The sequence below is a fragment of the Cellulomonas rhizosphaerae genome (assembly GCF_003470205.1).
GTDB classification, from domain to species: domain Bacteria; phylum Actinomycetota; class Actinomycetes; order Actinomycetales; family Cellulomonadaceae; genus Cellulomonas; species Cellulomonas rhizosphaerae.
Genome location: NZ_QWKP01000222.1, coordinates 59,602 through 72,823, shown reverse-complemented (window position 1 = coordinate 72,823; position 13,222 = coordinate 59,602). Strand labels below are relative to the sequence as shown.

Genomic DNA, 13,222 nt, shown 5'->3' with positions numbered 1-13,222 from the left:
GCGCCCGCCGCGGGACCGCCAGGATCGAGTCATGACCACAGAGCTGCTCGACACCCCCGTCACGGGGACCCTCGCGCTCGACCTGCGCGGACTGCGCAAGTCCTTCGGCACCGTGCGTGCCGTCGACGGCCTGGACCTGGCCGTGCGGCCCGGCGAGGTCGTCGCGTTCCTCGGCCCGAACGGCGCCGGCAAGACGACCACGATCGACATGCTGCTCGGCCTGGCCGAGCCCGACGAGGGCACGGTGCAGGTGCTCGGCCTCGAGCCGACCTCCGCGATCGCTGCGGGCCGCGTGTCCGCGGTCATGCAGAGCGGTGGGCTGCTCAAGGACCTGACCGTCGCCGAGACGATCGAGCTGACCGCCTCGTTCTTCCGCGGCACGCGGTCGCCGAAGGAGGTCATGGAGCGGGCCGGCATTGCCGACATCGCCGACCGCCGCGTCGGCAAGTGCTCGGGCGGTCAGCAGCAGCGGCTGCGGTTCGCGCTCGCGCTGCTGCCCGACCCCGACGTCATCGTGCTCGACGAGCCGACGACCGGCATGGACGTCGAGGGGCGGCGCGACTTCTGGAACGCGCTGCGCGCCGACGCCGCTCGCGGTCGCACGATCATCTTCGCGACGCACTACCTCGAGGAGGCGGACGCGTACGCGGACCGCATCGTGCTGGTCAGCCACGGGCGCATCGTCGCCGACGGCTCGGCCGCGCAGGTCAAGAGCCTGACGTCGGGCCGTGTCGTGTCGGCGTCGTTCGCAGGCCCGCTCGACGAGGCCGCGCTGCGGGCTCTGCCCGGCGTTCAGGACGTCGAGGTACGGCGCGAGCGCGTGATCATCCGGACCACGGACTCCGACGCGGTCGCCCGCCACCTGCTGACCGCCACGGACGCGACCGACCTCGAGATCGCCGCACGCGGGCTCGAGGACGCGTTCCTGGCCCTGACCACCGACCACGCCGAGTCCACCGGGAGCATCGCATGACCGCCATCGCCGTCCCCGCCACGCGGGCCCGCCGCGGGCTCAACAGCACCTACCTGACGATCGAGCTGCGCCGGCTGCTGCGCAACCGCCGCGGGATCATCTTCACGCTCGTCATGCCGCCCGTGTTCTTCCTGCTGTTCGGCACGGTGAGCAGCTACAAGACCGAGTCCGTCGGGCACGCGAACGTGACCGCCTGGATCATGATCTCGATGGCCCTGTACGGCGCGATCCTGTCCACGACGAGCGGCGGGGCGAGCGTCTCCATCGAGCGGGCGCAGGGCTGGACCCGCCAGCTGCGGCTCACGCCGCTGAGCCCGGTGACCTACGTCGCGACGAAGGTCGCGGTGGCCATGGTGATGGGGCTCGGAGCCGTCGTCGTGACCGCTGCCGTCGGCATGGCCTCGGGCGCGACCGGCGACACCTCCCGCATCCTGGTGTCGCTCGCGCTCGCCTGGGTCGGGTCCTCGGTGTTCGCCGCCTTCGGGCTCTTCATGGGGTACCTGCTGCCGTCCGAGAACGTCATGCAGGTCCTCGGCCCGGTGCTCGCGCTGCTGTCCTTCGCCGGTGGGCTGTTCATGCCGCTCGGAGACGGGGTCTTCGCGACCATCGCGCAGTTCGTGCCGACCTACGGCCTGGCCGAGATCGTGCGCGGCCCGATCACCGACGAGGGCGTGTCGATGTGGGCCGTCGTCAACGTCGTGGTCTGGGGCATCGTGTTCGTCGTCGGCGCGGCCTGGCGGTTCCGCCGGGACACGGCGCGGGTGTGACCAGCACCCACGAGGCGCGACCCGGCAGCCCGAGCGGCGCCGGGTCGCGCCCGTGCGCGGGCGATAGCGTGGGCGCCGTGACGAGCTGGTACCGACGCGTCCGGGAGGACTGGCCGCAGGGCGACACCGCGCTGTACGTCACCCGCCCGGGCCGCGAGGACCTGCCTCCCGGACGCGCGCGCCGCACGATGCGTGTGCTCGGTCCGGTGATGGGGATCGTCTGGGCCGTGTTCCTGCTGCAGCCGTGGCAGGCGGCGTGGGACAGCGCGGCCGGCTGGGAGCGGGTCGTCTCGCTCCTCGCGGTGCTCGCGCTGGCCTTCAGCTTCGCGTGGGTCGTCTTCACGCACGCGGGCCCCCACGGCCGGACGATGCCGCTGCGTCGGGCCGTGCCCTTCCTGGCGGGACAGGGCGTGCTCGTCGCGCTGGCCTGCCTGGCCGCGGACCAGGACGGGCTCGTCGGGCTCGTCTTCATCTGCGTGTCAGGCATCTTCCTGCTCCGCGACCCGCGCGCGCTCGGCCTGGCGCTGGGGTCGTCCGTGGTGATCGTCGTCGTCCCGCGGCTCGTCCCGGGCTGGGAGACGATCGACGACCTGGTCATCTCCGTGGTCCTCGCGTCGGTCGCCGTGTTCGGGTTCACCCAGCTCGTGATGCGCAACCGCCAGCTGCAGGTCGCGCGCGACGAGGTCGCGGTGCTGGCCGTGGAGCGCGAGCGTGAGCGCATCGCGCGGGACATGCACGACGTGCTCGGCCACTCGCTGACGGTCATCTCGGTCAAGGCCGAGCTGGCCGCGAAGCTGTTCGAGGTCGATCCCGCGCGCTCGCGGACGGAGATGCTCGAGGTGCAGACGCTGGCCCGGACCGCGCTCGCGGACGTGCGCGGCATGGTGACCGCGACCCGCGCCGTGACCCTGGCCGGGGAGCTCGCCGGCGCACGCCAGGCGTTCGACTCGGCCGCGATCGAGGCCGTCGTGCCCGGCACGATCGACGAGGTGCCCGACGAGCTGCGCGTCCTGTTCGCGTGGGCGATCCGCGAGGGCACCACCAACGTCCTGCGGCACTCCGCGGCGTCGCACGTGCAGATCGCCATGACGGCGGAGACCCTGACGGTCGACGACGACGGCACGGGCCCGGCCGCCGATGAGCGCGGCAACGGCCTGCACGGGCTCGTCGAGCGCGCGCGGTCGGCCGGCGCGCGCGTCGAGGTGTCCACGAGCCCGCTCGGCGGCTTCCGCCTGCTGGTCACGACCCGGGAGGCCACCCCGTGATCCGACTGCTCCTGGCCGACGACCAGGCACTGGTGCGCGGTGCCCTCGCGGCACTGCTCGACCTCGAGGCGGACCTCGAGGTCGCGGCGCAGGTGGGTCGCGGCGACGAGGTGCTGGCCGCCGCTCGCGCGCACGCGGTGGACGTGGCGCTGCTCGACGTCGAGATGCCCGGCCTCGACGGCATCACCGTCGCGGCCGAGCTGCACCGCGCGCTGCCGACGTGCCGCTCGCTGATCGTCACGACCTTCGGGCGGCCGGGCTACCTGCGCCGCGCGCTCGACGCGGGGGCCAGCGGGTTCGTCGTCAAGGACACCCCGGCCGAGCAGCTCGCCGACGCGGTCCGGCGCGTGCACCGCGGGCTGCGCGTGGTCGACCCCGACCTCGCCGTCGAGTCGCTGACCGTCGGGTCCTCGCCGCTGACCGAGCGCGAGCGGTACGTGCTGGTCGCCGCCGCGGGCGGCGGGACCGTCGCCGACATCGCGGCCGGGACGTTCCTGTCCGAGGGGACCGTGCGCAACTACCTCTCGGCGGCGATGGGCAAGACGGGTGCGCGCACCCGCGCGGAGGCGGCCCGCATCGCGCAGGACAACGGCTGGCTGTAGGCGATGGGCGCGCGGAACTACCTGGTCGAGGGCCTGTCCGGCACGGGCAAGACCACGGTCGCCGACGAGCTGGCGCGGCGCGGGTTCCACGTCGTCCACGGCGACCGCGTGCTCGCCTACCAGGGCGATCCCGAGACCGGGGAGCGGACGGACGCCGGCCTGCACGAGCACCACATCTGGGACGTCGACCAGGTCCGCGCGCTGGCGGCCGACCGGGCGGACCCGGCCACCTTCTTCTGCGGCGGGTCGCGGAACTTCCCGAAGTTCATCGACCTGTTCGACGCCGTCTTCGTGCTCGAGGTCGACCTGGTCACGCTCAACCGTCGGCTCGACGCACGGCCCGACGAGGAGTGGGGCGGTGGGAAGCCGACCGAGCGTGCGCGCATCGAGCACTGGCACGCGACGAAGGGGGACGTGCCGCAGCAGGGGATCGCGATCGACGCGACGGCCCCGATCGAGGCCGTGGTCGACGAGATCCTGCGGCACTGCGACCTCTAGGCGTCAGTGCCGGCCGAGCACGCAGAACTCGTTGCCCTCGGGGTCGGCCAGGCAGACCCAGGGCACCTCGCCCTGGCCCACGTCGGCGTCGGTCGCGCCCAGCGCGCGCAGGCGTGCCACCTCCGCCGCCTGCTCCTCGACCGGGGACGGCAGCAGGTCGAGGTGGATGCGGTGGACGGCAGCCGCGTCGGGGGCCCGGAGCAGCTCGAGGTAGGGCCCGACACCCTCGGGTGCCCGCAGCCGCGCGTGGTCGTCGGTCACCTCGTCGACGACCCAGCCGGTCGCCTGGCCCCAGAAGGCGGCGAGCGCCCGCGGGTCGGCGCAGTCGACGACGATCGTGGCGATCGGTCCGGTGTCGGCGTACAGCGCGCGGGGCTCGAGCACGCAGAAGAGGTTGCCCTCGGGATCGGCCATGACGACCCATGGCACGTCGCCCTGGCCGATGTCGGCGAGCGTCGCGCCCAGGCCCTGGAACCGTGCGACCAGCGCGGCCTGGTGGGCGAGCGAGGTGCTCGCGAGGTCGAGGTGCGCGCGGTAGTGCACCGAGCCCGGGTCGGGCACGGCGACGACGTCGATGCAGACGGCGCTCGGGTCGGGCCACGCGAACCCGGCGGGCTCGACGTTCGTCACGCCTGGCGCCTCGCTGGACACCGCCCAGCCGAGCGCCTCGGCCCAGAACCGGCCGACGGCGTCGTCGTCGCGCGCCTTGATGTTGACCTGGACGAGCTGCAGGGGCATGAGCGCAAACGTAGCCGTTGGCCTCGTGGTTCACCGGTGGAGAGGGCGGGATGGGACACTGGGTGTCATGACCACGACCACTGCGAGCACGGGCACGTCCGTGCTCCCGCCGCTGCGGATCGGGCCCCTGACCATCGACACCCCCGTGGTCCTCGCGCCCATGGCCGGGGTCACCAACGCCGCGTTCCGCCGCCTGTGCCGCGAGTCCGGCGCCGGGCTGTACGTCGCGGAGATGGTGACGAGCCGCGCCCTGGTCGAGCGGGGCGAGGAGTCGATGCGGATCATCTCGCACGAGCCCGACGAGCGTCCCCGCAGCGTTCAGGTCTACGGCGTCGACCCGGCCACGGTCGCCGCGGCCGTCAGGTTGATCGCGAGCGAGGACCGCGCGGACCACGTCGACCTCAACTTCGGCTGCCCCGTCCCCAAGGTGACCCGCCGCGGCGGGGGAGCCGTGCTGCCCTGGAAGCGGGACCTGTTCCGCTCGATCGTCTCGTCGGCGGTCGAGGCGGCATCGCCGTACGGCGTGCCCGTCACGGTCAAGATGCGCAAGGGCATCGACGAGGACCACCTGACGTACCTCGAGGCGGGCCTCGTCGCGCAGGAGGTGGGCGTCGCGGCCGTCGCGCTGCACGCCCGCACCGCGGCCGACTACTACTCCGGCACGGCCGACTGGGAGTCGATCGCGCGCCTCAAGGAGACGGTCACCGACATCCCGGTGCTCGGCAACGGCGACATCTGGTCCGCCGAGGACGCGCTCGAGATGGTCGCGCAGACCGGCTGCGACGGCGTCGTCGTCGGGCGCGGCTGCCAGGGCCGGCCGTGGCTGTTCGCGGACCTCGCGGCCGCGTTCGCCGGGTCCGACGAGCGCATCCGGCCGGGCCTGGGCTACGTCGCGACCGTCGTGCGCCGCCACGCCGAGCTCATGGTCGAGCACTTCGGCGAGGAGTCGAAGGCGCTGCGCGAGATGCGCAAGCACATGGCCTGGTACTTCAAGGGCTACGTGGTGGGCGGCGAGACCCGTGCGGCGCTCGGCCTGGTCTCGACGATGGCCGAGCTCGACGACCGGCTCGCCGGGCTCGACCTGGACCAGCCGTACCCGGGCGAGGCCGCCGAGGGTCAGCGTGGCCGCGCCGGGTCGCCCAAGCGCCCGATCCTGCCGTACGGCTGGCTCGACTCGCGCGAGCTGTCCGAGGAGTTCGCGCGCGACCTGCACGAGGCCGAGCTCAGCGTCTCCGGGGGCTAGTCCCGCCGTACGACGACCGAGCGGGCGAGCGCGTCGGCCTCCGCCGCGGTCGCCCGGGGCGCTCCGAGGTCGGTCGTCGCGACCGCCAGAGCGCCCGTCGCGGAGGCACGCGCCAGCGCGCCGCCCGTGCCGAGCCCGTCGAGCGTCCCGCTGAGCAGGCCGGCGAAGAACGCGTCGCCCGCGCCGTTGGTGTCGGCGACGGTCTCGACCGGTGCGGTGCCGACCGACCACCACCCGTCGGCGTCGAGTGCGATCGCCCCGCGCGCGCCGTCCGTGCAGATCGCGAGCCGGCAGCCGGCGTCCACGCGGGAGCGCAGGTAGGCGCGCGGGTCGGCCAGGCGGTCCGCGCTGACCAGCAGCACGTCGGCCGCGTCGGCGAACGGCCGGGCGTACTCGCCCGTCCCGTCGTCGTCGTGCACGTCGCACCAGACCGGCACACCACGCGAGCGGGCAGCGGCGAGCAGCGGCAGCGAGGAGTCGGCGAGGTCCAGCACGGCCACGGACGCGGAGTCGAGCGCGGCGAGGACCTCGGGCGGGGTGCCGGTGGAGGCGGGCAGCTCGAGGTAGATCGAGACGCGTGAGCCGTCGTCGGCCATGAGGTTGACGTGCCGCTCGGTGCGTCCGTCGCGCGCCGGCGAGGCCAGCACCGTGAGGCGAGGGTGCGTGAGGGCCTCGCGGACGAGGTCGGCCGGCGCGTCGGAGCCCAGCAGCGTCGCGAGGGTGACGTCGACCCCGAGCGCGGCCAGCGTCACGGCCTTGCCCGCCGAGGTCCCGCCGAGCCCGTCGTGGTGCCCGCTCGCGAACAGCATGTGCGAGCGCGGCTCGGGCAGGGACGGGACGCGCACGAGGGTGTTCCACGCCGCCGCGCCGTTGACCAGGACGTTCGCCATGGCGCCAACCTAGCGGTGGCCCGATGCGATCATGGGCGCGTGGATCAGCAGCTCCGGCCGCGGGCGATGACGCTCGCCGCCCTCGTCGTCCTTGCCGCCCTCACCTTCCTCAGCCTGTGGTCCGTGTGGCCACCGGCCCCGAAGGGTGAGGACGCACCCGCCGACCAGTTCAGCGCCGCCCGGGCTTTCGACCACGTCGAGACCATCGGTCAGGAGGTGCACGTCGCCGGCAGCAAGGCGGCGGGCACGGTCCGCCAGCACATCGTCGACACGCTCACCGGCCTGGGCCTGAGCCCCGAGGTGCACGAGGGAGTCGGCGCGACCGGCGCGCTCGGCTCCACCTACGGGCTGGCGCACGTGAACAACGTGGTCGCGGTGATCCCGGGAACCGACTCGACCGGTCGCGTCTTCATGGTCGCCCACTACGACTCCGTGCAGGTCTCCTACGGCGCGAACGACGACGGCGCCGGCACGTCCACGCTCCTCGAGACGGCCCGCGCGCTGACGCAGGGCGAGCCGCTGCGCAACGACATCGTGCTGGTGTTCACCGACGCCGAGGAGGCGTGCCTGTGCGGCGCCGAGGCGTTCGTGCACGACGACCCGCTCGCCGCCGACGGGGGAGTGGTGCTCAACTTCGAGGCCCGCGGCGCGTCGGGCCCGGCGATCATGTTCGAGACGTCGCGAGGCAACGCCGCCCTGGTCGACGAGTACGCCCAGGTGCCCTACCCGGTCGGCAGCAGCATGGCCGTCGAGGTCTACCGGATCCTGCCGAACGACACCGACTTCACCCCGTTCCGCGAGCAGGACCGGTTCACGGGCCTGAACAGCGCGTACATCGACGGCTCGGCGGTCTACCACTCGCCCGAGGACCGCCCCGAGTACATGGACAAGGCGAGCCTGCAGCACCACGGCTCGAACGCGCTCGCGCTGGCCCGCTCGTTCGGCAACGGCGACGTGGCCGAGCTCGCGCAGCCCTCGTCGGGCGACGCCACCTACTTCCCGGCGCCCGGCACGCTCGTGCGCTACCCCGGCTGGCTCGTGTGGCCGTTCGCGGTCGCGGCCGTGCTGGCCGTCGCGGCGTTCGGCGTCGTCGCCGTGCGGCGGGGCCTGGTCGCCCGACGACGGCTCGTGGCGGCCCTGCTGCTCGGCGTCGTGCCCATCGTCGCGGTCGCGGTCCTCGCCCAGCTCCTGTGGCTCGCGCTCGTCGCCATCCGGCCCGGGTACGGCGAGATGATCGACCCGTGGCGGCCCTGGTGGTTCCGCGCGGGGCTCGTGCTGCTCGTCGCGACCGTGCTGCTCACCTGGTACACCGCGCTGCGCAACCGCGTCGGTGCCACCGCGCTCGCGGTCGGCGCGCTGGCGTGGCTCGCGCTGCTCGGCGTGGTGCTGGCCGCGCTCACGCCCGGGGGGTCCTACCTCGCCGCGCTGCCCGCCCTGGCGGGCGGGCTCGCCGGGATCGTCGCGGTGCTCGTGCGCAGCGACACGGGCGGCCTCGTGGCGCACACGGTCGCCGGGGCGATCGCGGTCGTCGTGCTCGCGCCGATCGTGCTGCTGTTCATGCCCGCGCTGGGCCTGGCGACCGGTGCCGCGCCGGCGCTGTTCGCGGTGCTGCTCGGCATGGTGCTGCTCCCCGTCCTGGACGGCGCGATCCCGCGCGGCCGGGGCCGGGCGCTGCCGGCCGTCGTCGCCGGTGCTGCGACCGTGGTCTGCCTGGGCGTGGGGCTCGTCGTCGACCAGTTCGACGCGCGCCACCCGCTGCCCACGCAGCTCATGTACGCGCTCGACGCCGACTCGGGGCAGGCGTGGTGGGCGAGCCAGGAAATCGAGCCGAGCACGTGGACGAGCCAGTTCGTCACGGGGCACGAGGACCTGTCGGCGAAGTTCCCGATGCTGACCGCGGACGAGGCGACGGGCCCGGCCGAGGCCGCCGACCTGCCCGCGCCGGTCGTGGGCGACGTCACGCGCACGGGCAGCGCGGTGAGCTTCACCGTCACGCCGAAGCGCGCGGTGCGGCTCGTGGGGCTGACCGCGTCCGGCGTGCGGACGGCGACGGTCGAGGGGCGCGACGTGCCGGTCACCGACGGCACGTTCGACGTCGTCTTCAACGCGCCCCCGGCCGACGGCGTCCACGTGACGCTGACCCTGGCGACGGCGGATCCGGTCGAGGTGCGCGTGACCGACGGCAGCGACGGGTTGGCCGACCTGCCCGGGTTCCGCGCCCGTCCGACGGGCGTCGGGATCGAGGGGTCGCACACCTCCGAGCTGGTGCTCGTCGGGACGACGGTGACCCTCTGACAGTGGTCGGTGCTTGGATCTGGCCAACGGCTCAGCAACCCCAGGAGATGGCATGTCCCTCGTCCGCGTGCACAACTTCACGATCTCGCTCGACGGCTTCGGCACCGGCGAGGGCCAGAGCCTCGAGGCCCCGTTCGGGCACGCCGGCCACCGGCTCATGGCGTGGGCCTTCCCGACCCGCACGTTCCGCGGGATGGGCATGCACGGCGAGGGGGAGGCGTCGTTCGGGGTCGACGAGTCGTTCGCCAGCCAGTGGGCCACCGGCATCGGCGTGGAGATCATGGGCCGCAACAAGTTCGGCCCGCAGCGCGGCCCGTGGCAGGACGAGGAGTGGAAGGGCTGGTGGGGCGACGACCCGGTGTTCCACACCCCCGTCGTCGTCCTCACGCACCACCCGCGCCCGGTGCTCGAGATGGAGGGCGGGACGACGTTCCACTTCGTCGACGCCGACCCCGCGGCAGCGCTCGAGCAGGCCCGCGCCCTGGCCGGTGACCTGGACGTGCGGATCGGCGGCGGCGTCGAGACGGTGCGCCAGTTCCTCGAGGCGGACCTGATCGACCACCTGCACGTCGTCGTCGCGCCGATCGTCCTGGGCCGCGGCGAGCGCCTCTGGGACGGTCTCGAGGGGCTCGAGGAGCGCTTCGAGATCGAGGCGACCCCGTCCCCGTCCGGCGTGGTCCACCTGATCCTCACGCGCAAGCCGCGCTAGCCTGAACCCCGTTCTGCAAGTTGCTGCAACGTTGCAGCCCGCCGACGGGGTGACGATGACGAGATTCCGACGAGCCGCCGTGCTCGGCGTCCTCGGTGCGCTGCTGGCGCTCCTGGCCGCCTGCTCCGCACCCGCACCCGCGCCCGACCCGGCCGCCGAGCCAGCGACCGACGGCTCGGGTCACGACGTGGGCGTGCAGCTGTTCCAGTGGACCTGGGACGCCATCGCGCGCGAGTGCACCGACGAGCTCGGTCCGGCCGGCTACGCGTGGGTGCTGACGTCGCCGCCGCAGGAGCACATCACCGGATCGCCGTGGTGGACCGCCTACCAGCCCGTGAGCTACCGTATCGAGTCGCGTCTCGGCACCCGCGAGCAGTTCGCGGCGATGGTGCAGACCTGCCACGCGGCGGGCGTCGACGTGTGGGCGGACGCGGTCGTCAACCACATGACCGGCCAGGACGAGCCCGGCGTCGGCTGGGCCGGCTCGTCGTTCGAGCACTATACGTACCCCGGCATCTGGACCCCGCGGGACTTCCACCACTGCGGCCTCACCGAGGGCGACGACATCGGGAGCTACCTCGACGCCGACGAGGTGCAGACGTGCGAGCTGGTCAACCTCGCGGACCTCGACACGGGCTCGGCGCACGTGCGCGCCACGCTCACCGCCTACCTGCAGGACCTCGTCTCGCTCGGCGTCGACGGGTTCCGCATCGACGCCGCCAAGCACATGGCGCCCGCGGACATCGCCGCGATCGTCGCGCCGCTGCCGCCGGGGACCGCCATCGCGCAGGAGGTGATCCGCGGCTCGAACGAGCCGATCACGCCCGAGCAGTACCTGGGCAACGGGCAGGTCTACGAGTTCACGTACGGCAAGGAGCTCCAGGGCGTCCTGGCCGGGTCGCCGGGTCTCGCGCTGGACCTCGGCACGGCGAGCGCGCGCTACGTGCCGTCCGACGACGCCGTGGTGTTCGTCGACAACCACGACACCGAGCGCAACGGCTCGACCCTGAGCTACCGCGACGTCGACTACGCGATCGCGAACGTCCTCATGCTCGGCGGGGTCTACGGCACGCCGCAGGTGTACTCGGGGTACGCGTTCGAGGACACCGACGCGGGACCGCCGCAGGATGCGGCCGGCGCGGTGCTCGACGCGTCGTGCGCGGCCGACGCCGGGCCGGGGACCGACGCGACGTGGGTGTGCCAGCACCGCTGGCCGGCGATCGCCGGGATGGTCGGCTGGCGCGGCGTGGTGGGCGATGCCCCGGTCGTCGACACCTGGTCGCAGGGCGAGGCGGTCGCGTTGGGGCGCGGGCAGCGCGGGTTCGTCGTGGTCAACGCGGGCGACGACGCTCTGACGACGACGCTCGCTACGAGCCTGGCCGACGGCGACTACTGCGACGTGCTCGCCGCCGGATGTGCGGAGGCGAAGGTCGAGGACGGCCGGATCAGCGTCACCGTTCCCGCGCGCAGCGCGCAGGCGTTCGACGTGTCCGGCCGTCCCTGAGGTTCAGGCGCGGCGCGCCCAGATCGTCGTGTCGCCGGGGAGGGTGGTCGCGTCCGGCAGGTCGCCCGACGAGGCCAGCACGGTGAGCCCGACCGGCAGCTCGACCGGGTCGGCACCGAGGTTGGCCACGACGAGGACGTCGCGGTTCTCGAACGCGATGACCTCGTCGCCGAACGCGTTGTCCCAGGTCAGGCCACCCGTGCCGAGGTGCTCGGCCCGCCGCAGCGCGAGCGCGCCGCGGTAGGTCTCGTACGTCGAGCCCGCGACACCACGCTGCGCGTCCAACGCGTACGCGGCCCACGACGCGGGCTGGGGGAGCCAGGTCACGCCGGTCGGCGAGAAGCCGAAGCCGGCCTCGTCGGCCGCCCACGGCAGCGGCACGCGGCAGCCGTCGCGACCGCGCTCGGCGCCGCCGGTCCGGAAGAACGCGGGGTCCTGGCGCAGTTGGTCGGGCAGCGCGGTGTGGTCGGGCAGGCCGAGCTCCTCGCCCTGGTACAGGTACGCCGAGCCCGGCAGGCCGAGCATGAGCAGGGTCGCGGCGCGGGCCCGGCGCAGGCCGAGCTCCTCGTCGGGCTGCTCGTCGCCGTGGCCGATGCCGTTGGGGCGCGAGCCGGCCTCCGCGAGGCCGAGGCGCGAGGCGTGCCGCACCACGTCGTGGTTGGACAGCACCCAGGTGGTGGGCGCACCCACGGAGTCGGCCGTGACGTACGAGGCCTCGATCACCGAGCGCAGCGCGGGGGCGTCCCACAGCGTCGCGAGGAACGCGAAGTTGAAGGCCTGCTGCATCTCGTCGGGCCGCACGTAGCGGGCCAGGCGGGACAGCGGCTCGACCCACGCCTCGGCGACGAGCGCGCGGTCGCCCGCGTACTGCGCGAGCACGCGGTTCCAGGCCCGGTAGATCTCGTGCACGCCGTCCTGGTCGAACATCGGGCCCTGGTTGCCGGCGCCGGACACGGCGTCCTCGGGGGAGGCGGCGTCGTCCGAGCCCTCGATCATCGAGACGTGGCCGTCCCAGTCGGGCAGCCCCGGCTCCTTGACCATGCCGTGCGCGACGTCGATGCGGAAGCCGTCGACCCCGCGGTCGAGCCAGAACCGCAGCACGTCCTCGAACTCGGAGCGGACCTCGGGGTGCTCCCAGTTGAGGTCGGGCTGGCGCGAGTCGAACAGGTGCAGGTACCACTGGCCGTCGGCGACGCGCGTCCAGGCGGGCCCGCCGAAGATCGACTGCCAGTTGTTCGGCGGCAGCTCGCCGGCGGGACCCCGGCCCTCGCGGAACAGGTACCGCTCGCGCTCCGCCGAGCCTGGCCCGGCGGCCATGGCGGCCTCGAACCAGACGTGCTCGTCGGACGTGTGGTTCGGCACGAGGTCGACGATCACGCGCAGGCCCAGGTCGTGCGCGCGCAGCAGGAGGGCGTCGAAGTCGTCGAGCGTGCCGAACAGCGGGTCGACCGCGCGGTAGTCGGCCACGTCGTAGCCCGCGTCGGCCTGCGGGGAGCGGTAGAACGGCGAGAGCCACACGGCGTCGACGCCGAGCTCGGCGAGGTGGGGCAGGCGGGACGTGATGCCCGGCAGGTCGCCGATGCCGTCCCCGGAGCCGTCCGCGAACGAGCGCGGGTAGACCTGGTAGATGACGGCGTGCCGCCACCACTCACCGTCCGTGGCGGACGGGGCATGAACGAGGGCGGGGCGGGTGTCGAGCGAGGTCACGGGGGCGTGCGCCTTTCGGGTATGACGAATC

The 13,222-nt window shown here is 73.7% G+C and carries 12 protein-coding genes; 9 read left to right on the top strand and 3 right to left on the bottom strand.

Translation table 11 applies throughout. The features are described 5' to 3' along the window. The first annotated feature begins 31 nt into the window (after positions 1-31). The 5 genes from D1825_RS17120 to D1825_RS17100 all read left to right on the top strand — a co-directional run bounded on the left by D1825_RS17120 (position 32) and on the right by D1825_RS17100 (position 4,105). Positions 32-973, top strand: coding sequence for an ABC transporter ATP-binding protein (locus D1825_RS17120; protein ID WP_118768626.1), 942 nt, complete (start codon positions 32-34; stop codon positions 971-973). After that, positions 970-1,740: an ABC transporter permease gene (locus D1825_RS17115; protein WP_118768625.1), complete on the top strand. Its 771-nt coding sequence runs from the start codon at positions 970-972 to the stop codon at positions 1,738-1,740. The genes D1825_RS17120 and D1825_RS17115 overlap by 4 nt, the downstream gene beginning before the upstream one ends. Before the next feature lie 77 nt (positions 1,741-1,817). Continuing rightward, positions 1,818-3,005 carry a sensor histidine kinase gene (locus D1825_RS17110; RefSeq protein ID WP_147356280.1) on the top strand — a complete coding sequence of 396 codons (1,188 nt, stop codon included), beginning with the start codon at positions 1,818-1,820 and terminating at the stop codon, positions 3,003-3,005. Further along, positions 3,002-3,607, top strand: coding sequence for a response regulator transcription factor (locus tag D1825_RS17105; protein ID WP_118768623.1), 606 nt, complete (start codon positions 3,002-3,004; stop codon positions 3,605-3,607). The genes D1825_RS17110 and D1825_RS17105 overlap by 4 nt, the downstream gene beginning before the upstream one ends. Before the next feature lie 3 nt (positions 3,608-3,610). Then, entirely contained in the window at positions 3,611-4,105 is a 495-nt protein-coding gene (locus D1825_RS17100) for an AAA family ATPase (RefSeq protein ID WP_118768622.1), read from the top strand. Positions 4,106-4,108: 3 nt separating this feature from the next. On the opposite strand, the gene D1825_RS17095 is transcribed toward D1825_RS17100, so the two are convergent. Further along, complete coding sequence (locus D1825_RS17095; RefSeq protein WP_118768621.1) at positions 4,109-4,843, bottom strand: VOC family protein; 735 nt, start codon at positions 4,841-4,843, stop codon at positions 4,109-4,111. Between the two features lie 67 nt (positions 4,844-4,910). Between D1825_RS17095 and dusB the strand changes: the two genes are divergently transcribed. Continuing rightward, positions 4,911-6,086, top strand: a complete 1,176-nt coding sequence (gene dusB, locus D1825_RS17090) for a tRNA dihydrouridine synthase DusB (protein ID WP_118768620.1) — start codon at positions 4,911-4,913, stop codon at positions 6,084-6,086. On the opposite strand, the gene D1825_RS17085 is transcribed toward dusB, so the two are convergent. Then, the gene (locus D1825_RS17085; protein WP_118768619.1) at positions 6,083-6,976 is read right to left on the bottom strand and encodes a carbohydrate kinase family protein; all 894 of its coding nucleotides are present in this window, start codon (positions 6,974-6,976) and stop codon (positions 6,083-6,085) included. The two genes, dusB and D1825_RS17085, sit on opposite strands and share 4 nt — an antisense overlap. A gap of 39 nt (positions 6,977-7,015) precedes the next feature. On the opposite strand from D1825_RS17085, the gene D1825_RS17080 reads away from it, so the two are divergent. Genes D1825_RS17080 through D1825_RS17070 form a run of 3 tightly spaced genes read left to right on the top strand, consistent with a single transcriptional unit; the run spans position 7,016 to position 11,484 of the window. After that, positions 7,016-9,271 (top strand): M28 family peptidase, encoded by a 2,256-nt coding sequence (locus tag D1825_RS17080; RefSeq protein WP_199721632.1) that lies wholly within the window; start codon positions 7,016-7,018, stop codon positions 9,269-9,271. Positions 9,272-9,323: 52 nt separating this feature from the next. Then, complete coding sequence (locus tag D1825_RS17075) at positions 9,324-9,980, top strand: dihydrofolate reductase family protein (protein ID WP_118768617.1); 657 nt, start codon at positions 9,324-9,326, stop codon at positions 9,978-9,980. A gap of 55 nt (positions 9,981-10,035) precedes the next feature. Further along, positions 10,036-11,484 (top strand): alpha-amylase, encoded by a 1,449-nt coding sequence (locus D1825_RS17070; protein ID WP_118768647.1) that lies wholly within the window; start codon positions 10,036-10,038, stop codon positions 11,482-11,484. Positions 11,485-11,487: 3 nt separating this feature from the next. On the opposite strand, the gene D1825_RS17065 is transcribed toward D1825_RS17070, so the two are convergent. Beyond that, positions 11,488-13,191 carry a glycoside hydrolase family 13 protein gene (locus D1825_RS17065; protein WP_118768616.1) on the bottom strand — a complete coding sequence of 568 codons (1,704 nt, stop codon included), beginning with the start codon at positions 13,189-13,191 and terminating at the stop codon, positions 11,488-11,490. Positions 13,192-13,222: the final 31 nt, after the last annotated feature.